The sequence below is a fragment of the Planctopirus limnophila DSM 3776 genome, from assembly GCF_000092105.1.
In the GTDB taxonomy this organism is placed as follows: Bacteria; Planctomycetota; Planctomycetia; order Planctomycetales; family Planctomycetaceae; genus Planctopirus; species Planctopirus limnophila.
This window is the reverse complement of the sequence record NC_014148.1, coordinates 5,137,761-5,158,654: the sequence shown is the minus strand read 5'-3', so window position 1 is coordinate 5,158,654 and position 20,894 is coordinate 5,137,761. Positions and strand designations below refer to the sequence as shown.

Annotated in this window: 15 protein-coding genes; 8 read left to right on the top strand and 7 right to left on the bottom strand. The window is 54.6% G+C overall.

From position 1 onward, the window contains the following. Positions 1–137: 137 nt before the first annotated feature. Both PLIM_RS20665 and PLIM_RS20660 read right to left on the bottom strand, forming a co-directional pair. A complete protein-coding gene (locus PLIM_RS20665) occupies positions 138–1,790 on the bottom strand; it encodes a DUF6798 domain-containing protein (RefSeq protein WP_041402387.1) in 1,653 nt (550 codons plus the stop codon). Between the two features lie 203 nt (positions 1,791–1,993). Beyond that, positions 1,994–2,224, bottom strand: a complete 231-nt coding sequence (locus PLIM_RS20660) for a hypothetical protein (protein ID WP_013112260.1) — start codon at positions 2,222–2,224, stop codon at positions 1,994–1,996. 473 nt (positions 2,225–2,697) lie between these two features. On the opposite strand from PLIM_RS20660, the gene PLIM_RS20650 reads away from it, so the two are divergent. Further along, positions 2,698–3,804 carry a glucose 1-dehydrogenase gene (locus tag PLIM_RS20650; RefSeq protein ID WP_013112259.1) on the top strand — a complete coding sequence of 369 codons (1,107 nt, stop codon included), beginning with the start codon at positions 2,698–2,700 and terminating at the stop codon, positions 3,802–3,804. A gap of 75 nt (positions 3,805–3,879) precedes the next feature. On the opposite strand, the gene PLIM_RS20645 is transcribed toward PLIM_RS20650, so the two are convergent. From PLIM_RS20645 to PLIM_RS20635, 3 genes are all read right to left on the bottom strand, one after another. Then, complete coding sequence (locus PLIM_RS20645) at positions 3,880–5,226, bottom strand: Trx7/PDZ domain-containing (seleno)protein (RefSeq protein ID WP_013112258.1); 1,347 nt, start codon at positions 5,224–5,226, stop codon at positions 3,880–3,882. 186 nt (positions 5,227–5,412) lie between these two features. After that, positions 5,413–6,351 carry an AAA family ATPase gene (locus PLIM_RS20640; RefSeq protein WP_013112256.1) on the bottom strand — a complete coding sequence of 313 codons (939 nt, stop codon included), beginning with the start codon at positions 6,349–6,351 and terminating at the stop codon, positions 5,413–5,415. Between the two features lie 55 nt (positions 6,352–6,406). Next, positions 6,407–6,610: a hypothetical protein gene (locus PLIM_RS20635; protein WP_013112255.1), complete on the bottom strand. Its 204-nt coding sequence runs from the start codon at positions 6,608–6,610 to the stop codon at positions 6,407–6,409. Between the two features lie 34 nt (positions 6,611–6,644). Between PLIM_RS20635 and PLIM_RS20630 the strand changes: the two genes are divergently transcribed. Then, a complete protein-coding gene (locus PLIM_RS20630) occupies positions 6,645–8,087 on the top strand; it encodes a Gfo/Idh/MocA family protein (protein WP_013112254.1) in 1,443 nt (480 codons plus the stop codon). A gap of 334 nt (positions 8,088–8,421) precedes the next feature. Here PLIM_RS20630 and PLIM_RS20625 read toward each other — a convergent pair whose 3' ends face one another. Both PLIM_RS20625 and PLIM_RS24275 read right to left on the bottom strand, forming a co-directional pair. Then, positions 8,422–9,150, bottom strand: coding sequence for a hypothetical protein (locus PLIM_RS20625; RefSeq protein ID WP_148227207.1), 729 nt, complete (start codon positions 9,148–9,150; stop codon positions 8,422–8,424). A gap of 157 nt (positions 9,151–9,307) precedes the next feature. Next, on the bottom strand, positions 9,308–9,700 hold the full coding sequence (locus PLIM_RS24275) for a hypothetical protein (protein WP_148227206.1): 393 nt from the start codon (positions 9,698–9,700) through the stop codon (positions 9,308–9,310). 384 nt (positions 9,701–10,084) lie between these two features. On the opposite strand from PLIM_RS24275, the gene PLIM_RS23365 reads away from it, so the two are divergent. From PLIM_RS23365 to PLIM_RS20590, 6 genes are all read left to right on the top strand, one after another. Then, positions 10,085–10,648 (top strand): Rrf2 family transcriptional regulator, encoded by a 564-nt coding sequence (locus PLIM_RS23365; RefSeq protein WP_013112250.1) that lies wholly within the window; start codon positions 10,085–10,087, stop codon positions 10,646–10,648. 80 nt (positions 10,649–10,728) lie between these two features. Further along, positions 10,729–12,555, top strand: a complete 1,827-nt coding sequence (locus PLIM_RS20610; RefSeq protein ID WP_013112249.1) for an outer membrane protein assembly factor BamB family protein — start codon at positions 10,729–10,731, stop codon at positions 12,553–12,555. A 148-nt stretch (positions 12,556–12,703) separates the two neighbouring features. Further along, positions 12,704–13,819: an ABC transporter substrate-binding protein gene (locus tag PLIM_RS20605; protein ID WP_148227205.1), complete on the top strand. Its 1,116-nt coding sequence runs from the start codon at positions 12,704–12,706 to the stop codon at positions 13,817–13,819. Further along, positions 13,816–15,423: a hypothetical protein gene (locus PLIM_RS20600; protein ID WP_013112247.1), complete on the top strand. Its 1,608-nt coding sequence runs from the start codon at positions 13,816–13,818 to the stop codon at positions 15,421–15,423. The genes PLIM_RS20605 and PLIM_RS20600 overlap by 4 nt, the downstream gene beginning before the upstream one ends. An 80-nt stretch (positions 15,424–15,503) precedes the next feature. After that, positions 15,504–17,423: an ATP-binding cassette domain-containing protein gene (locus PLIM_RS20595; RefSeq protein ID WP_013112246.1), complete on the top strand. Its 1,920-nt coding sequence runs from the start codon at positions 15,504–15,506 to the stop codon at positions 17,421–17,423. A gap of 91 nt (positions 17,424–17,514) precedes the next feature. Then, positions 17,515–20,586 carry a VWA domain-containing protein gene (locus PLIM_RS20590; protein ID WP_013112245.1) on the top strand — a complete coding sequence of 1,024 codons (3,072 nt, stop codon included), beginning with the start codon at positions 17,515–17,517 and terminating at the stop codon, positions 20,584–20,586. Positions 20,587–20,894: the final 308 nt, after the last annotated feature.

Here is a 20,894-nt window from a genome sequence, read left to right as displayed (position 1 = left end):
GAAGTACAGACGCTTCGCATTTCAGGCATTGTCATCAGCGAACCGACGAGTCCTGCTGAGAGAATTCAACTTGGTTGGATGCGAGGAATTACTGCCGGTAACAAAAAAACTTACAGCAAATCCTCAGCGTGACCCGCTCAAGGAAGTTCATAAATGCGGTAAGAGTCATTCTGGTAGACGGGCTCTGATTCAAACGGCCCGAGTCGATCGGTAATCAACAGCTGCAAACCCGTCTGTTCGTGCAGATCTTTCAATCCCGCTTTGGTGATCAAAGCTGGTTTCGCATCTGAACCATTGCCCCATTGTGTCTGCAGCCAGTTGGTAATGATCAGCAGGCGGTTGTTCCATTCGACAATTCCAGCCGCATCTTGCGGGCAATCCTTGAATGAAACATATTCCGGCCGCTCGGCATACCACTTGAGTGAAGTGTGCCCCGTCGGTGCGAAGCACAAAGTCTTTCGAGGCGTGTTCTGGAAAATCCAATCACAGGTGGCTTTCCAATCATGGTGCTGCTTGATGGCCACTGAGATCGCCTCCCAGGAACCATGCCTGCTGACAGCAAAACTCATCAGTACAGCCAGCATCATGGCCGGTACCACTAATGCGAATCTGTTCAACGGCCAGGGAGTCACATTTTCTCGTCGCTTCTTTCGACATACAGCCATCATCGACAACTGGCCGAGTGAAAACGATAGCAGCAAGGGGACGAGCACATCGGCCATACGGAAGAAGTAGAACTTCAGGAGCAGCATGCGCCAGGCATAACCCGCCATTTTCTCAGCCGGACGCGGGCCAAAGCCGATGAGAAATCCAGCGATGGAAAGTAAAATCGCCAGGAGAGCCGACCACCCCAGCAGTTGCCACGCCCTGCGCCGGGTGAATGAAGCACTCTTCAAGAACACACTGTGAGTTAGCACCACCCAGGCAGCAAAAGTTAATCCCGCTGCCGAGATCCCGCGCAGCCATGCGGTTGTGGGTATAGCCATCGGGTCGAGATGATGGGCCAGACGATAGTACACCTGCAGATAGTTGGCCTGAAACCGAACGGTTTCATCGGCTCCACTCATCAGGCTGACCTGCAGAGCCGCTGCTATCGACCATAAGGCGGCCAGCCAGCCGGCCAATAGCAACAGGTTTGCCAGCAGACCACTTGATCGTGTTCCGGCACTCGTCCCAAGAGCTGCACTTCGAAACAGTCGATCTTTGTTCAACATCGATAGCAGTATCAGGCTGCCGAGAATGATCAGTGCCCCCCACAATCCGACAATCGGATGCCACGCCACGGACCACGCCAGCAACGATGAACTGGCCCATACTTTCGTCAGGAACGGCTCATTATCACTCAGGAAGGCCATGGCCCAGAACAAAAAACCGTAGGCAAAAACTTTGGACTCGGCTCCACCAACGATCCACTCGCCAGAGACATTGATCGTCGCCACCAGGACCGGCCATAACCACAGCCCGGCAAGATAACTGCCACCAGACAACCCCAGCACCTGACTCAGGCGATAAGTTCCATAAGCCAGCACCAAAAGGCCTGCAGCTCGCACCAGTAGGGCAGTGGCTGTCATGCCGAAAAATGGCGGCAGCCAGCCGGTGCTTGCAAAAAACACAACGTGCACGCTGGGAGAATTCAGGAAGAAATCGTTCTCGCACCAGGCGGGATTCGCAAAGTGTCGAGCTTTGCCCAGGTAATGCGTTTCATTCACCGCAGGTATCGGGGCCAGTATCAGACTCGCAAGGACTAATCCCAGCCAGCCCACCACCCAGGTTTTCCACGATGAAGTCATGATGATTGCGATTTCAGCATCAGAGCTCGCTATGCGATTTGCCGGTTCAAAAGCCAAGGGAAACCTCCGGCAACCACTTACAACAAGGCTTACTGATCTGCTGCACGCGATTAATCGCGTCGTGGCTCTTTGTGCCATGATTGCAGCTTTGGGCAAGCATGTTTTTGTGAGCCACAACGCGCGATTTCAAGTGGCAATTCGTATTACTTCGCGGCCTTCTTCGTCGCTTTTTTCACAGCTTTCTTGGGGGCAGCCTTCTTTGCCGCGGCTTTGACAGCAGCCTTTTTGACAGCCTTGGCGGCAATAGGTTTTGCTTCAGCCACTGGCTTGGCAGCAGCTTTCTTAGTGGCAGGCTTCTTGGCACCACCAAAAATACGGTCATAGTTCTCGGAAAACTTCGGGCTGGCACCGCTGCGAATAATTGGACCACTCATGTCAAAACGCCTTCTCTTCCTGAGTTCTACCAGATGATTCAAATCGACTGATCTTATCAGCCTCAGACAATAGGACTTGCCTGCTGTGAAGATCCATCGACTCACTCATGGTCAACGCATTCCAGCAGATCAAGGATGATTGCGCGGCGATTGTTCTCTTGATGGACCCAAGTGTCAAGCGGCAAAGGGTTTCAAATCACTGCACCAGTCTCGCCATCCCCCTTCTATTTCAGATTCTGCACCAGTCACTTTATGATAGTTCAACTCGCAAACAGAGAAATTCATCCAGCACGGAAAGTGTCTCGTCACCAAACCTGCCCTATTGAAACCTTGAGCGAAACCAGGAGTTCGATTGTTCGAATCATGCTTCAACAGGTAATCTGCTGAATTGTGCGGCCAGTTTCCTCAGGATAAACCTGACATCAACAAAATGTGGCTCAATCCACCCACTTCGGCTAGAAAGTTCTTCGCTCATGAAAGCGGTCGCTGTTTACCCTGGCAAACCTCACAGCATTCATCTGCGGGAGATCGAACCCCCGCAACTCGATTCGATTCCCGGTGGCCGGGGAGTTCTGGTCAGGTCGCTGGAAATTGGTGTCGATGCGACCGATCGCGAAATCAACGAAGCCCTCTATGGCAATGCCCCCACTGGATTCGACTATCTGGTGCTGGGCCATGAAAGCTTTGGCATCGTCGAGGCGGTCGGCCCAAACGTGAAAGATCTGCAGCCGGGCGATTATGTCTCCTGTACAGTTCGCAGGCCCGGTGGCTCGATCTACGACCAGATTGGCCGCAACGATATCACCAGCGAAGAAACCTATTACGAACGCGGCATCAACCTCAGGCATGGCTTTCTCACCGAGCGCTGGGTCGATGACTGTGAATTCATGGTCAAAGTTCCCAAACAACTCAAACACCTGGGTGTTCTCAGTGAACCGGCCAGTGTCTGCGCCAAAGCGATCGAACAGGCTTATCTGGCACAGCAGCGCCTGCAGGTCTGGAAGCCGGAAGTCGCCTACGTGATGGGTTCCGGCCAGATTGGCCTGCTTTCCACCATGATGTTACGCCTCAAAGGTCTCGAAGTTTATACGGTGGCCCGCTCCAAAAAAGCTGGTAACAAAAAAGCCGAAATCGCCGAAGCCTACGGTGCCACCTATGTCAGCACTGCCGAAACGCCACTCGATCAACTGGTCAAGCAAACCGGTAAGCCTCAGTTGATTGTCGAAGCCACGGGATCGAGTCAACTTGCCTTCCAGGCGATGGAAGTCTTATCTCACAACGGTGCTCTCGTGTGGACGAGCATTACTGGCGGGCAAGGGACAGCCACCGTCCCTTCCGACAAAATCAACCTCGAATGGGTCTTGGGAAACAAACTCCTCGTGGGCTCCGTCAATGGCAACCGCCGCCATTTCGAGTTGGGCATCCAGGCACTGGCTCATGGGGAACTGGCTTTCCCGGGCGTGACCGAAAAGCTGCTCACCACCCGGGTCGATGGGCTGGAAAACTATGCTGAACTGATCCGCCGTCTCGTCGAAGACAAAGAGGCCATCAAGGTCTACCTGCGAGTGACCAGCGTATAGCCGCCAACAACACATTAACCAGCGCTGCCAGTCGAGATGACAGACTTCACCTCGACTGGCAATCTGCTTTGTTTTCTATTCCTGCATGGGGAGACGCAGTGTGAGGGTTCGTCCACCTCGCTTGACCTGCACTGGAATCACTTGCCGTGGCCTGGTCTCTTTGAGTCCATACGCAATCAGATCAGCTTCTCGAAGAAGGTTGGTCTGGTTGTCGTAAGCGACGATCACATCCCCTTTTTCAAAACCTGCGGACTTGGCGGCTGCATGCGGCCCATATTGGCCAACATATTTGGCACGCAAGGCCATTTTCCCATCTTCAAGTTGCAGTTCTTGTCGCTCGGCACTCGTCAGTTCTTCAAGCACCATCCCGCCGGTCGTCATCCGCCGCAATCCCCATGTGGAACTTCGCCAGGTGAGATCCCCAGATTGTCGCCAGCCGGCGGGCAACATCAATGAGACCTTCTTTACTGATCCATTGCGGAGTATTTCCAAAGAGATGGTCCCCCCGGCAGTGTCAGTCTGATGCAGCACCCATTGCACATCAGCCATCGAAAGCAGTGGCTGCCCATTCATCGTTTGCAACTGATCACCAGCCTGCAAGCCCGCCTTCTGTCCCCACGAACCAGCGACCACCTCCTTGATGGTGGCACATTCATGAGGATCAAGAATCAAACCGATCGATGCCGGATGCGGATAGGGAAAAATCAACTCCTCAGGGAATGGCTCGGATCGCGATCGCTGCAGAGTCCGCCTGGCATCGCCAATCTGGTGGCAATGAATACAGCTTTTGACCACATTCCCCGAGTAATCCAGCTTGGGGCCATACTGAGTTTTCAGGGCAGGAAACTGTTCCGGTGTGGCAAACTCGGGAGTGGCCCCACGCTTGGCAGCCAACGACGACTTCACATTCTTAAAATCAGCATGCAGGCTTAATGTTTTCTGCAGTGCTTTGGCGAGCCCCTTGAGTGAAACATCACCTACCCATTCTGTGCGATGCGAGCGGGTGCCAAACCGTCCGTAGATGGTTTGATCTGCATTCAGAAAAAATACGGCAAACGATTGATCTGTATCGAACTGAAACAGCGAAAGATCCAGTCCGTTCGTTCCCACAATGCGCACGCAGACGAATTGATCGAGCAGTGGCCGGACGATCGGATCTTTTTCCATAAGGTCGTCGTCGAGTTTGACACATTCTTCACAAGGAATGCAGCGGAGCACAACCACCAGTGGCTTGCCTGTCTTTTTGGCCTGTTCCAATCCTCGCGCGAGGTCGTTGTAAATCCAGAAACCTTCCGATTCGACCTTCGCTTTATCAGCCCGCACCTTCTCTTCGCGAGTCGGCTTCGACTGGCCATAAACCGCAGGTAAGCCCACATTGAGCACCAGACACGACAACAGCAGGATTTGAACGACACACTTCATGATGACCCTTTCTGCTAGGAAGCTGCTCAACGCCTGAGCGATCGAGATGGCCATGCCTGTTCGCACTTGCCTGTATCGTTCGCTGGCACAGTTGGCCACGTTCCAAGAGCTATCGAGTCACTCGCAGAAAAGCAAAACCTTCCTGCCGCTGATCCGCAAAGATGAGGAATTGCAGGTAATCATCGCTTACGACGGTGTGGCGGTCTTGTTGAGAATCTGACGGATTACCGCTTTGGAACGCTCTCTCTGGCCTTCCCGCATCACGCCCTTGAGCACAATACGATGGGCCAGCACTGGCCCTGCGAGGGCCTTCACATCATCGGGGATGGCGTAATCACGCCCACTCAAAAAGGCCTGACTCTGCACTGCCCTGTACAGCGTAATCGCCCCGCGCGTACTGACACCTAATTGCAGTTCTTCATGAGTCCGCGTGGCCGTCACCAGATCGAGAATGTAGTCGTTGATCGAGTCATCCACTTTGACTTCGCGTGTGGCCAGTTGCAGCTGCCGTAACTCGTCACCGCTGATAACAGGCCCAATGCGATCGACCGGTTGACCACTCCTATGATTAACCAGCACCTCTTTCTCGACTTCGCGAGCGGGGTAACCGATCTCTATGCAGATCATGAAGCGGTCGAGTTGGTTCTCAGGCAGCGGATACGTCCCTTCGAACTCGAACGGATTTTGTGTGGCCAGTACAAAGAACGGCGCCTCCAGAGCGTAAGTCGTCCCTTCGATCGAGACCTGTCCTTCGCTCATCGCCTCCAGCAGGGCACTTTGCGTGCGCGGAGTCGTGCGATTGATTTCGTCGGCCAGCAGAACGTTGGTAAAGATCGGTCCTTTACGAAACTCAAAGTTTCCCAGGTTCGGCAGATAGACACTCGACCCGAGAATATCGCTGGGAAGCATATCGGGCGTGAACTGCAGGCGGGTAAAGTGGCAATCGAGGCTTTTCGATATCGCTTTCGCCAGCGAAGTCTTACCCACGCCTGGCGCATCTTCTACCAGAAGATGCCCTTCAGCAAGCAATGCCACCAGCGATTGACGGACAGGCTCGGGCTTACCCAGAAGTGCCAGACCGATATTCTGCTCCAGCCTGGCAACAAGTGCATGTAGATCAGCCACCCGTGGTTCCTATCTGCTGGTCAAGAAAAAATCATTTCCCATCCGACGCCATATCTTAGCGCGGAATGCGGACAAGCTGCCACCAAAGAAGACCATCTTCTGATGAAGATTTCGTGTGAATTGCCACGCCAGGAGTGCCCCCGAGTTTTTCGACACCACCAGGAAACGCAAAAATCAGCTTGAATCTGCGCGATTTCTCCGCCACTTTGACAATAACTTCAATTCCACCGACATAAGCAAACTCGCCAGCCTTCCCCATTGATCCGGCAAATCATCTGCCACGAGAACCTTCTATGAATACTCCATCCTCTCCTCTGGATCGTCGAGATTTTCTCGCCACAACCTCGCTGGGCCTGCTCGCTGCCAATAGCATCACCCACCCGACCAGTGCTCAGGAGAAACCCCCGGCTCAATCCGCAACTGCCACCGGCCAAACCAACCCGAAATCATCAGACCGCGTTCGTATTGGTGTCATGGGGCTGGGACGAGGGATGGCTCATGTGCAGTCGGCTCTGGCGACTCCCGGCGTCGAACTGGCATGGATTTGCGATGTCGATGAAAAACGGCTCAATAGTGGTCTCAAAGCCATCGCTGCCAAACAGGCCCAGGCCTCCGCCACAGCAGTTCTCCCTCAGACGACCGACGATTTTCGCCGCATTCTCGATGATCGGACCGTCGATGCACTCGTCATTGCGGCTCCCAACTTCTGGCAGGCCCCGGCCACCATTCTCGCTTGTGCCGCCGGCAAACATGTTTATGTCGAAAAGCCGGGGAGTCACGATCCCCAGGAAGCGATCTGGATGGTCGCAGCGGCCCGCAAACACCAACGCCACGTTCAAATGGGCAACCAGAGGCGCAGTTGGCCCGCCATTCAGGAAGCGATCAGCAAGCTGCATGAGGGGATCATTGGCCGACTCACTTATGCCCGCTGCTGGTACAACAATTTGAGAAAGCCGGTGGGCCCGCAATCTCCAGCCGCCATTCCTGCCGGGTTGAATTTTGATCTCTGGCAAGGGCCTGTCCCTCGCCGGGATTACGTCGAGAACCTCGTGCATTACCAGTGGCACTGGTTCTGGGATTACGGCAACGGCGAACTGGGAAACAACGGCATTCATGCTCTCGATCTGGCTCGCTGGGGGTTAGGTGGAAAGCAAGGTGAACGAGATCAACTGCAGGCCGTCAGCTATCTGGGTGGGCATTACCATCTGGGAAAAACGCAAGAATCCCCCGATACCGGCGGCTGCCTCTTTGATTACGGGACACATGGCATTCTCTGGGAAGGGAGCAGTTCTCATGCACGCAGGCCCGATAAGCTCCCCTTTGTTGAGTTCTATGGCGAGCAGGGTTCCCTCTCGATCGAAGGCTCAGGCTATCGCGCGTTCGATATGGATGGTGCCGAGATCGCGAAAAACACGGGGACTGGTGGCGATCTGATTCACTTCGAGAATTTCATTGAAGCGATTCGCGGCAACCAACCTCTCCAGGCCGAGATTGAAGAAGGCCAGAAAAGCACCATGCTCTGCCACCTGGGAAACATCTCCTGGCGAACAGGTCAAACCCTGCATGCGCGAAAAATCACTCCTCCTTCAGCACAGCCAGCCGACGAATCCAGTCCTTTCGTCAACTCGTCAACCAGTTCCTTGAGTCGTGCCGACGCCCTCTGGAACTCCACACCTGACATCAACAATCTTTGGACCCGACCCCACTACGCCCCCGGCTTTGCACCACAGGTGTAAAGCTTCCGTTCTTACCCTTCTTCATCGTGTGCCACTGCTGGCTCGCCAGCAGTGCTCCGACCTCACTTTCACACATGCTCCAGGATCGAGCCTGGCGATTTTGCACGTGCTTCCGTCGAAGCCATGAGGTGTCAATCAACAGGCGCCAGCTCACCACCCCCTGAACCAGAGTGAAACGCACATTTCCCTCGTGTGGCACGCCCCTGAAGGCTCTGCGAAAGGACGTGGGCTTCTAGCGTTGAATCCTCAAGGTGGGGAAGCCTGCTACAGATTCAAGACCTTCTGAGTAAGCCCACCAGCATTCAGAATCCTGTATACGCAGGGTATAGGGTAATCAGTAACGCCGTTTGACATCCTGTGTGGTCACGAAATCCCGCAACGCCTCTTCGGAAACCTGTGGAGCAGTTCCAAGTGGCACCGACGCCAGCATCATCGAGTTGATCACCCGGCGGTGATGCGGCAGCGGCGACGGGATGGTGGCGGTGTGAAGCACCCCTTGCAAACTTCCGCTCCCGAGAGCCGCAACGCTGTTGTTGATCACCACGATCTGCGGTCTGGCGGGATCGAACGATGTGAGGGCTGTTGTGTAAGGCGAGAGTTTTTCTTCACCCGGCATGAACATCGGGTTGAATCGCTCCAGCACTTCGGCGGGAGTTATCCCCAGGTCGACGGCACATTTGGAGAAGTCGGCCATGGCCAGTTGCGACCGGACTTCACTTGGTTCATAGCCAAGCACCAACAGGCTCTCATTTGGCCCGCCGTCGCGATGCAATTTCGTCGATTCCTGCTGATCGAAGCGGCCAGCCGACCAACACACAAAGTCTTTTGCGACACGCTCCCGATGAATTCTGGCCAACTGATTCTTGAGGATGACTTGAAAACCTCTCAGTGCTTGCGATTCGATGTCGGATCCCAAGTGAATGACACAAAATCCAGGCTCACCATGATCGATCCGGCATACCTTGCGATACACAGTTTCTTCGAGTTCCACCCCAACCACTTGGCTGGAAGGCGAAGGGACTTGTGAAACCTCGATTGTATAGTTGGCTGACTCCCACATCACGAGTTTATCCACTGTTTATCTATGAATCGCACGGCACAGATTGTCGCTGCTCGACAATCCGGCAGTCGTTGGACATCTTCACGAAGTTGTTGGTTCACTCCACGTTTAAGGAAACTTGCCTTTCAAAATCATCTCGCTGGTCACTTTGCCTCAGTGGTCACTTGGGTGGAACGGCATCTTTCATCACCTGCCCCTTCAACTTGGCCATTTCCGCTTCTTCGATCTCTCGAAGCTCCTGAATCTCGTGAGGAAAGTAGCCCACGCGAATTCTCCCGCGACCAATTCGCGAGATCGAAGTCTTTATTTCCGGAGGTGTCGAGTCAAAAAATTTCCAATTGTTAGAGTAGGCTGCTGTCATTTTTCCATCCACCATCCAGACCGAAGCGCGGTCCTTACCGAGATCGCTGTCGAAGTTGTAGTAAATCACGCAGCGGCCGAACTCTTGCCGTGATCGCGGAGTGGCAACGGCAAGCAACTCCTCGATTGACGAGCCTTGACGCAGAATTCCCTGATCCAAAGCCAGCTTCAAAGGCGAGGCATCTTTTCTCATTGCAAGATACGCATTGAGATCTCCAGATGAATAAATATCCTTACTGATGCAGAAAGAAATCCCGATCACGCATATGGCAAACAGAGAAAACCCTATTGCGGATACAATTCGCCAAAGCATGTTCATGTCGTAGTCCCCAAAGCGAGTGCCACTTCTGGCTCTCCAGCAGTGCTCCGATGAATCAATCACTGACACCCTCCTCAAAAAGTACCCACCAGTTTCACCCTTCTCCACTCTTCTTCCCACTTCCAACTTCCCACTTCCAACTGCCGGAAAGATCGCAGACATCCTCGTGTTCCCGACTGGTCTTGTCTTGACACAGACGAGAGAAGCTCTATATTGTATCTGAGGGAATTACATTTGTGCTGAAGCGGTGCTGATTTGATGGATACGCGGTTTACTGTTGCGGCTCATGTGCTGGGGTATCTGGCCTGGCAGGGTGAGCAAGGTGTGGAGTGGGTCTCTTCGGATGAGTTGGGGCGAAGTATCAATACCCATTCGGTGGTTGTCCGCCGGTTGCTGACCCAGTTGCAGAAAGCGGGGTTGATTGAAACTCGTCGCGGGGCGAGCGGTGGCTCGCGTTTGGCCCGGCCCGCCAGTGCGATTCATCTGGGAGAAGTCTTTGATGCCGTGGTGGAATCTGGCACATCGCTGATCAGTTTTCCACGCGAAGTCGAGCGGGATGAATGCTTGGTCGGAGAACATATTGAAGCTGTGTTGCGAGAGGTGATTGCTGAGGCCGAAGCGGTCTTCCGCCGGAATCTGGGACGCACCAGCGTGGCAGAATTCTCGCAGATGGTTGTCAATCGCATGATCAAACTGGGAATCTGCTGCCCCTCGGAGGAAGAACGCCAACCAGCGGCTGCCAAAAAACACTCCCAAACCATTCGGCTGGTTGAAAAGACCAAAGCCGTATCGGGTTCACGAAAAGGCAAAACCACACGCTGATCGCGAGCAGGACAGCTGACACAAACGACTTTGAAACGACATTCTTCGTCACAAGAAATGTAACTTTTAGGACTACGAATATGACGACGACTTCATCAACCAGTCCTTCGGAACCGGCAAGCCATCCGGAAGGGGCATCGACTCCTGCGGTTCAGCCGAGCACATTACGCTGGTGGCCGGCGGCATTCCTCGTGGTGCTGATGTTTCTACTCCGCATGATACCTGCCGTGGTGGAGGCACCCTCTTTACCTGTAATTTTTGCGAGTTTTCTGGGCCCTGCCGTCGCAGGTGTGTTGATTCTGCTGTGGTGGGTCACATTCAGTCGCTCCACGATTCGCGAACGGCTGCTGGGTGCCCTGCTCACCATCGCCTTGATCGGAATTTCCATCACGCTTCTGCATCCGAGTTTGGCCAACATGAATGCCATCATGTATGTCGTGCCTTATGGCGTGGGCGCTTTTGCTGTGAGTTTATGTCTTCTGGCAGCTCAGCCGAAATGGCGATTGCCAGTGGCACTGGGAGCAGTGGCTCTCACCTTAGGATACTGGGATTCGTTGCAATCGGCTGGGGTGGACGGAACCTTTCAACCCGAACTCTCCTGGCGGTGGATCCCGACTGCTGAAGAGCGGTATCTGCAAACAGTCGCCAGTCAGGCTGCTGAGACTCCCAGCCCTGCTCCATCGGAGAAGATTCTGCTGGCAGATGCCGCTTGGCCGGCGTTTCGAGGGGCGGCTCGTGATGGACGTCAACCGGGGATTGTCCTGAAGTCGAACTGGGAGGAGACACCTCCGAAATCGCTCTGGAAGAAACCGATTGGCCCCGGTTGGTCATCATTTTCTGTCGCAGGAAATCGGCTCTTCACTCAGGAACAGCGCGGCGAAGACGAAGCTGTGGTCTGCTTGAATACGACCACCGGTGAGACGATCTGGGCCACAACATATCCCAGCCGCTTCTGGGAAGCTGTGGCGGGAGCCGGTCCGCGGGCAACGCCCACCATTGCCGATGAAGGTCTCTTTGCCCTCGGAGCCAATGGAGTGCTCCTGGCAATGGACCCAGTCACGGGAGCCAAGCGCTGGACGCGCGATCTCCAGGTGGATGCCGGGAGAAAACCACCCATGTGGGGTTTTGCCTCATCACCATTAGTGGTGCAGGGATTGGTGATTGTGCATGCCGGTGGCGCGGAAAATAAAGGTGTGCTGGCATATCGGGCGGCTGATGGCGAACTGGCGTGGTCAGTCCCTTCGGGAGATCACAGCTACAGTTCAGCTCAACTGGCGTCATTTGATGGTGTGAGCGGGTTGCTCATGAGTACGAATGCCGGTCTGCAATTTCTGGATGTCACAGATGGTCACACAATCTGGGAACATCGCTGGGCTGGCGACAATTATCGGGCCTTGCAGCCACTGGTGGTAGGAAACTCGGCGTTCATAGCCACGAGCTTAGGGTTGGGAACTCGCAAGGTGACAGCACGCCAAAAGGGTGATCAGTGGGAAGTGACTGAAGACTGGACTTCTCGCGATTTGAAGCCGGATTTCAATGACTTCGTTGAATATCAGAACTACCTCTATGGCTTTGATGGCAACATCTTTTCCTGTGTTTCGTTAGAAACCGGCAAACGTGCGTGGAAGCGGGGTCGCTACGGGAATGGCCAGGTTTTGCTGCTGCCCGATGCGGGTCAACTCCTGGTCACCAGTGAAACAGGCGAAGTGGTGTTATTGAAGGCTGATCCTGCGAAGCCTGTTGAGCTGGCCCGGTTCCCCGCCATCGAAGGCAAGACCTGGAATCATCCCGTGGTCATTGGTTCCAAACTTTATCTGCGCAATGCCGAAATGGCGGCGTGTTATGAACTGGCATTGGATCATCTTCCAGAGCAGCAGTCTCAGAGTGTGGTACAACAGGGAAATTGAAGCTGAGCGAAAGCGAAATTGCCGAACGATTCCCGTGATGTCAGCTTCTTACTGATCACAGAGCGTGGAGACACAAGGCTCGCAGCGATAAACTGTTGAATCCAGCTGGCAGAACGACGTTTTGGAACTTGAACACGAGGCACTCAGGTTGAGCGGATCAAATCATCGTGAAAATTCCGCTCGACTGTGGTGGCCTCTGGCGATGGTCGGTGCTCTGGGGCTCTTCATCTTCTGGAGCTGGATCCAGCAACCAGCTGCGACATCACTCGTTGTGTTCTGTGCGCATGATGCCGTCTATGCCGAGCCGATTCTCCGCCGGTTCACGGAAAAGACGGGAATCCCGGTGGTTGTGCGATATGACACAGAGGCCACGAAATCCCTGGGTCTCGTCGATCAATTGATCAGTGAAGGTGCCACGACAGAATGCGACCTCTTCTGGAACAACGAGCTTTTAGGCATGGTCGCACTCGCCGAGAAAGACCGGCTGATCGCATATCAGGGGCCTGGCTGGAAAGCTCGATCGCCTGGAGATCGTGATGCTCTGGGCCGCTGGACGGGTTTTGCCGCGCGGGCGCGTGTCTGGATTGCGACGGATGAATTCGCCGCACAGTTGATAAAAGAACAGCCTGACCGAGCACCGGCCGAGTTGTTTGCCGAGTATTTCGAGAAGCAGGAGGATCTTTCGCGTGTTGCCATTGCCCGGCCACTGTACGGGACAACGTTGACTCAAGTGAGCCTGATGATTCAGGAAGAGGGCTTGGAGACGGTTCAGAAGTCCCTGCGGGAGGCCGTGAGTCAGCGGCATTTGCGAGTGGTGGCCGGAAATGGTGCAGTCAAAAACCTCGTCGCTAAAAATGCAGCGGCATTGGGTTGGACCGATACCGATGATGCGTTCTCGGCGATTGACGAAGGGGCGGCTGTTTCCATGTTTCCGCTTCTTTATGGAAATCGACCAATACTCATCCCGAATACCGCGGCATTGATTGCCAAGAACCGACTCGCGGGAAATCAGCCGAGGCCGGAAGCCATCCAACTCATCGAGTATCTCCTTTCACCGGAAGTCGAACTGGCGCTGGCTCAATCGGGAGCCCGGCAGATACCACTGGGAACAGTTGCTGAAGAGCAGCTTCCCGAAGAAGTGAAACCATGGATGACTCTTCGCCAGCAAGCGTGGCCACTCGCCACCATGGTCGGAAATGGAGAGTTGACCAAGGCCCGCGAACAGGCCGTCAACTGGTTAAGGCAAGAGGATGTCGTTCGATGAGAATGACAGAGTCGGTCATCCTCACATTACTGCGAGCGATTCTCGTCACGAGTCTCGCATGGCCATTGGCGTGGTCGATGGCCTCGTTCTGGCGAACTGAGACCAGATTTTCTGTTTTCGTCAGACCCTGGATCGCAGTCCTCGCTGTTATCGTGTGGATGGTCCCCCCCCTGCTCCTGACATACGCCTGGAATCGCACCGGGCTTTCCATTATCGAAGGCGAACTGGTCTATCAGGGGCTACTGCTGATGCGGATGACACCTCTGGCCCTGCTGCTGATTTTGTGCGGACCTCGGCAAGAAAGCTCATCGTCTGCAGAGTGGTTGGGCCGGGAATTGGCCCGGCAGCATCGCCCCTTACCTCTATGGCCTCGGTTTCGCGGCTCTTGGTCGCGCTGGAAATGGGCTCTCGCTCTCGTGCTGCTGTTCACTTTTCAGGAGTTTGAACTGAGTGCACTCCTGGGGGTGAGAACATGGACCGATGATCTCTTTGTCGATCATGCGGGAGGTTTACCGCTGAACCAGACCTTAAAACTGGTGATTTTTCCAGCCGTGATCGCGTTACTGCTGGCACTCGCTGGTCAAACTCAGCACAGCTTTTTCGTCACAGGCAATCTTCAGCCACATCAAAATTCGGCTGAAAATCGACCATCGAAGCTGGAAAGATGGAGTGTTGTCGGAGGAGGCCTGTGGCTGGTACTGCTGGGTGTGATGTTCTCGCCCCTCGTCTGGCTGATCATGCAAGACGCCTGGGGGATGGGACAGTACCTGTGGCAAGGTGGCCGACAGCGCGTGATTTTGTTGAATGAAGTGGTGACCAGCCTGCTGCTTGCGACCACAGCCACCATGATCGCCCTGGGATTGGCTCAATACACGACCAGGAGTCTGACACATTCTGCAGGACGCATACAGTTTGAATTCGCCAGATGGTTAGGGTATGGGCTGTTGACGCTGGGCCTATTGGGAGCATTGACCATCGGGCTGACGCTTCGTGGTCTGAGTGTCACTCTTGCAGATGCCACAGGCTGGCGCATGAGCCTGCCTCTCTGGCTGCTCGCTGGTGTGGTGATCAAGATCTTTCCTCTGGCATGGCTGGTGGAGTCGATGCTGCAATCCAGGCGGCCGGTCGCTGCTCTCTCGCTCGCAGATCAAGTGCTCAGGCTGCACGGCCAGTGGAGATTGCGTCGAGTGGCCCATACAGAAATGGGATTCGATCAAACGATTTCCCAAGGATTCCACACAGGTTCAACTTTTCAAAAACTGGCGAATTGGCGGTTTCAAGTGGCCCTCAAGCCCAGGTTATGGCTCGGAGTGCTGATCGCGACGTTCGCTTGTGCGGATGTGCTGCTGACTGCGTTACTGGCACCCACCGGAATGGCTACTGGCACAGTCAGGCTCTACAACTTTATGCATTACGGTCATTCGGCGGCATTGACAGCAGAAGCCCTGCTGCTGGCGATCGTGCCGTTCGCCCTGCTCTCAGTGCTGGCGATGCTGATCTCTATCTGCATGCGATCCTCGGGCATACGTCCCAGGTCATACGATTCCCGGCACACAATCCCCGGGCCGTCGATGGTGATTGCCCGGCAGACTCGAAATTCTTAGGCTGAAGGGTGTTGCTTGCATCAACTGTCGTGGAGTGCATGACTTCGTTTCATGCCGCCTGTGTGAATTGAGGATTTTCTTTGTCAGCTCCTTCTGGTCTTTGCCAGCTTGATCACGTTTCGGCCCTGGCGAGAACTGTTCGGCCCAGTGCCCGTCGTGAGCGGCTGGAGACGATCACCACGACCATACCCTGTGGTCTGACAGCCGTCATGGGGCCATCGGGAGCTGGGAAGACGACGCTATTGAATCTGCTGGCTGGCTTCGAAGAGCCGAGTTCCGGGAAGCTCCAGTGGAACCATACGGCTTACAATCAAGCAATCCATGAACCCTTGACTTTGCCCATCGCCTGGATGCCTGCCGATTTCGGCCTCTGGCCCGATCTGACGATTGCCGAGCATTTGCAGGCCACAGCCCCAGTTGGTTCAAGCCAGGCACAGGTGGAAGACTGGATTTCATTGTTTGAACTGCACCCCGCACATCGGTTGCCCAGCCAGCTCTCGCAAGGCGAACAATCCCGGCTGAGCCTGGCGCGAGCCGTCATTTCGAATGCACCGGTGCTTGTCCTCGATGAGCCTTGCGTTCATCTGCAGGCAAGTTTGACGCAAACACTCTGGAAGAGTTTGACTCGTTACTGGAAGGAGCAACAGACGAACGTGATCTACAGCACTCACCAGCCGGAACTCGTGCTGGGATGTGCCAATCATCTATTGATCCTCGAAGATGGAAAACTGGTGGCCAGTGGTCGGCCTGTCGATCTTTATCGATCACCCGAGACACAGGAAGTGGCGTGGATTCTCGGGGCGACCAATTGGTTTTTGACGAACGAGCAAGCACTCTGGTGGGGTGAAGAGTTGCCGCATGCGAATGTGCGTCCCGAACAGGTGGAGGTACTGGCTGCGAGCGAGTCTTCGATCGTGATGGAGAGTCTGGAGACCGTCGGGCCGCTCTCTGTACTGGAACTGCGTGCTCTTCGAGAGCAGGCAGCCCAACCTGATGCCCGCGAAATGGAAGTTGGCCCAAAAACATCACGAACTCTGTGGGTTGCCGGGCAGCGAAGTTTTCCACCGGTTGGGAGCCGTGTGAGATTGCGGTGGCTGCCACTGCTGCTCTTCATTGCGCTGCTGCTCAACTTATCCGGTTGCTGGAAAGCTGATGAACCCCGGGTGGCCATCGCAGAGGAAACGCGCTGGATGCTCCCGGCTGATGGGCCACTTGTCCCGGCACCGCGCGGATTGTGTGTTTCTCCCGCTGGTGAATTGCTGGTGCTCGACACCGCTGGCCGTGTGCTCATTTATGACCGCGAGCATCAGCTCGTGCGGAAGTGGCATATGCCTGAGTATTCCATCGGGAAAGCCGAAGGGATCTGTGTGCTGAATGACGGGCGGATTGCCGTCGCCGATACACATTATCATCGCGTGGTGATTTTTCATCCCGATGGGACGATCAGCCATATCTTTGGGCAGGAAGGAAAAGGGCCAGCAGAGTTCATTTATCCGGTCGCGATTACACAAGACCCGGAAGGCTTTCTCTATGTTTGCGAGTATGGCTCGAATGATCGCTGCCAGAAGCTGACGACCGATGGTCAGATGGTGCTGGAAATGGGGCGATTTGGTCTGGGGCCGGGAGAATTTCAAAGGCCCAGCGGTGTCGTCTGGTCGGAGGGCCGACTCTACATTGTCGATGCTTTCAACAGCCGGGTGCAGGTTTTTGATGCACAGACGGGGAAGCTCTTGCAAAATGATTTCAACCAGGCCGAACTGGCTTATCCTTATGACATTGCATCAGGTTCAACGGAGGCAGGAAAAGCGATTGATTTCTGGATTGTCGAGTATGCGAGCGGGCAGGTGACGAGGCTTTCCGCGAATGGTGAACTTATGGGACGAGGTTTTGCTGCCGAACCACTGCGGACTCCCTGGGGAGTGTGTTACGATCCTGAGGGAAGGCTGTATGTGGCCGATACGGGGAATCGCCGGATTGTCTGCTGGAAAATTTCTCGTTGAAAGCCAGAGATTCAGGGTATTCACCAAGCCCTTTTCATGGCACGATTCGGCAGATTTGTTTTTCCTTGAATGGTCAAGATTTTTCTAAGTGATGTGGCAACAAGCACAGTACCTGCTGATGCGACTTTTTCCACCGGCTCGCAAGCCAGTGACGCCCTGGACTGTTGCGCCATTACTCATCTCGATGGTCTTGACCGTGGGCATTGCCTTCTGGCTGGAGGCCAGTCGGGTGTTACTGTTGACCCGGCCATGGTTACTCTCGCTGGTGGTCTTGAGTGTGTGGGTCTGGTGGCTGCACATGGCGGGGATGCCGGGCTTACCGTGGCTGCGATCCTGGATGGCACTGTGGGTTCGTCTGGCGATGGTCGGAATCCTCGCATTTCTGCTGGCTGAACCCCGCGCTGTTCGTGAGAACGACCGACAATCACTGATGTATGTGCTGGATACGTCCGATTCGATCGGCCGCTCAGCCAAGGATCAGGTGCTGCGCTATATTGCAGAAACTGTCACGAAAAAACCGGCTCGCGATGAAGCCGGGCTGTCAGTCTTCGGGCGTAACGCGGCTGTGGAATTACCACCTCGTACCACGTTTCTGGCCGAGGCACTCAATACCGATATTCGTGGTGATGCCACCAATATCGAGCAGGCACTTTCCCTTTCCAGCGCCATGCTGCCGGATGATCAGGCGGGGAAGATTGTGCTGTTTTCCGATGGATCTCAGACTGAAGGGAGTCTCGACCGTATTCTCGATGAACTGAAATCCCGTAAGATCTCTGTCGATGTGGTGCCTATTGAATATGACTACGAACATGAGGTCTGGGTCGAGCGAATTGATCTTCCGAGCAACGTCAAGATTGGCGAGACCTATGAAGCGGCGGTGATCGTCTCGGCCTTGTCGGCTGGTCAGGGCAAGCTGGTTGTTCGCGAGAACGGCCAGCCGATTGTGGAAGAAACGATTTCGTATCGCGAAGGGAAGACACGCCTGGCAGTCCCGCTCGCCTTACGCCGGCCCGGATACTATGAATATACCGCCACCATTGAACCCGAGGCAGAAGCTGACAGCCTGGCGCAAAACAATATGGCCATGGGTGGGATTGTCGTCGAAGGGGAGGGGAAAATCCTCGTTGTTTACGATCCCACGGGGAATCCACTCGATTGGGAACCACTGGTCGAGTCTCTCAATAAGGCCAAAAAACAAGTTGATGTGATGGCCGGAGTCGACTTTCCGCGAGACCCTTCCTCACTGATTCCTTACGACTCGATTTTGTTTGTGAATGTCCCTGCCAATGAGTTCGATGGCGTTCAATTGCAGGCACTCAAAGACAGTGTTTTCGATCTGGGAACTGGCTTTCTGATGGTCGGTGGGCCGGGGAGCTTTGGCCCCGGGGGATATCACCGGACGGCTGTCGAAGAGATTCTTCCCGTCACGATGGATATCACACAGAAGAAGGTGCTTCCTAAGGGAGCACTGGCCATCATTCTGCATACCTGTGAATTCCCGGAGGGCAATACCTGGGGCAAGCGAATCACCAAGCAGGCCATTAAGGTTCTGGGCGAACAGGATGAAGTGGGCGTTCTGGCCTATGACTACAACGATGGTGAGAAATGGATTTTTGAACTCACACCCGCAGGAAAGTACGAAGAGCTGTCGTTACTGATTAACTCAGCTGAGATTGGGGATATGCCCAGTTTTCAGCAGACGATGCAGATGGGTATCGATGGACTCGAAGCGAGCGATGCTTCGTCGAAACATATGATCATCATTTCCGATGGAGATCCTTCACCAGCCTCGCCCGATCTCTTGAAGCGATTTATTGACGCGAAGGTGACCATCAGCACGGTCGCTGTCTTTCCACACGGAGATGTGGATACGCCGACGATGACATCGATCGCACAGATTACTGGCGGGCGTTATTACAAGCCGACCAATCCGAATCAGCTACCAGCGATCTTCATCAAAGAATCGAAGACACTCCGCCGGTCGATGCTTCAAAACCGCGATTTCTTCCCGGAAGTTGCTTCGAGTTCGCCAGTTTTGAAAGGCATCAGTTCATTACCGGAGTTGAAAGGGTATGTACTCACGACCGCCAAGCCCGATGCTCAGGTTGTGCTCAAAGTTCCGCCCGGTTCGAAAGAGGAAGAGTCGCAGCTGGATCCACTTCTGGCGATTCGCCAGCACGGGTTAGGGAAGACGGCGGCTTTCACTTCGGAACTTGGCAAGAACTGGGGAAAGGACTGGGTGGCATGGGGCAAGTATGAGGATTTCCTCAATCAGCTCACCACGGATATCGCCCGCATCCGCAAAGACACACAACTCCGCTTGAGCACGTATGTCGAAGGAGCGCAGGGAGTCGTTATTGTCGAAGATTTTGCCCCGGAAGAGGGCTTTCTGGAAATCTCCGGACGCGTCGGTGGCCCGAACGATCGTTCGGAAAGCCTCACTTTCCGGCAGGTGGGGCCGCGTCGCTATCAGGCGCTGGTTCCGCTGTGGGGGCAAGGCCGCTACTACGTTTCGGTGGCAGGTGCGGGAACAAAAATCGGCGTGGACGGTCAACCGGCTGAGCGGAAGGAATCGACGTTTGGCGGATTCGTGCTGGCCTACTCGCCGGAATATCTGCGGTTTGGATCGAACCGGCAGTTACTCGAAGAGATTGCCCAAAGGACAGGTGGGCGCGTCTTGACGGGTGATCCAGAAAGTGACGAACTCTTCCCGAAAGAGCGCGAACCCCGCCAGAGTTCACGTCCGATTTTTGACTGGTTTCTTGTGGCGCTGGCCTGTCTTGTCCCTCTCGATGTCGGTTTGAGGCGCATTCAGTGGGATTGGTCTGTCGTGGCAGGCTGGTTCAGACCCCGCCGGGAAGTCACCTCGACAATGTCAACTTTGCTCGATCAGAAAAAGTCCGGTTCGCAGCAGACAACCACTGAGACCGGCAAACCTGCCGCTGAGGCATCGTCATCGCGGAAAACACCACCACAACGGCCACCCGTCATTCGCAAGCCACCGATGACTCTACCGCCATCACCATCTGCAAAGACTCCCCCCACTTCAGAAAAAACGCAAACCGAAAAGCCGGCACCAGGTGCTGCCAAATCGACTTATGAAAAACTGCTGGAGATCAAGCGACAACAGCAGAAGAAAGACGAACCACCCGCGAAAGATTAATCCCTCCCCGCAAAACTGTTCCATCAAGGGAGTCTCCTCAACCAGTGTGAAATCTTTCCGTCCAGTTGCAGGGATGATGTCTGCAGTTGAAACTAGGCGGATGAGATCATTTGCCAGGTGGTTGATCGTCTGAAGCCACTCCGTTGATCACAATAGGAAATGAAGCAATAACAACCTTGAAGACATGCTTGCTCAGAGCCGCAAGCATGGCACCCAGTCACCACTTGCCAACAGTCACCACTTGCCAGATGCCATCGAGCCATGCTGCTTGATAACAAAAGCCTGAGAAATCTATGACCACTCCCCCT

Bases quoted from the DNA above. Each gene is read 5' to 3' on its own strand.
- PLIM_RS20665 (WP_041402387.1), bottom strand. From the start codon at position 1,790: ATGACTTCATCGTGGAAAACCTGGGTGGTGGGCTGGCTGGGATTAGTC.
- PLIM_RS20660 (WP_013112260.1), bottom strand. From the start codon at position 2,224: ATGAGTGGTCCAATTATTCGCAGCGGTGCCAGCCCGAAGTTTTCCGAG.
- PLIM_RS20650 (WP_013112259.1), top strand. From the start codon at position 2,698: ATGAAAGCGGTCGCTGTTTACCCTGGCAAACCTCACAGCATTCATCTG.
- PLIM_RS20645 (WP_013112258.1), bottom strand. From the start codon at position 5,226: ATGAAGTGTGTCGTTCAAATCCTGCTGTTGTCGTGTCTGGTGCTCAAT.
- PLIM_RS20635 (WP_013112255.1), bottom strand. From the start codon at position 6,610: ATGGGGAAGGCTGGCGAGTTTGCTTATGTCGGTGGAATTGAAGTTATT.
- PLIM_RS20630 (WP_013112254.1), top strand. From the start codon at position 6,645: ATGAATACTCCATCCTCTCCTCTGGATCGTCGAGATTTTCTCGCCACA.
- PLIM_RS24275 (WP_148227206.1), bottom strand. From the start codon at position 9,700: ATGAGAAAAGATGCCTCGCCTTTGAAGCTGGCTTTGGATCAGGGAATT.
- PLIM_RS23365 (WP_013112250.1), top strand. From the start codon at position 10,085: ATGGATACGCGGTTTACTGTTGCGGCTCATGTGCTGGGGTATCTGGCC.
- PLIM_RS20610 (WP_013112249.1), top strand. From the start codon at position 10,729: ATGACGACGACTTCATCAACCAGTCCTTCGGAACCGGCAAGCCATCCG.
- PLIM_RS20600 (WP_013112247.1), top strand. From the start codon at position 13,816: ATGAGAATGACAGAGTCGGTCATCCTCACATTACTGCGAGCGATTCTC.
- PLIM_RS20590 (WP_013112245.1), top strand. From the start codon at position 17,515: ATGTGGCAACAAGCACAGTACCTGCTGATGCGACTTTTTCCACCGGCT.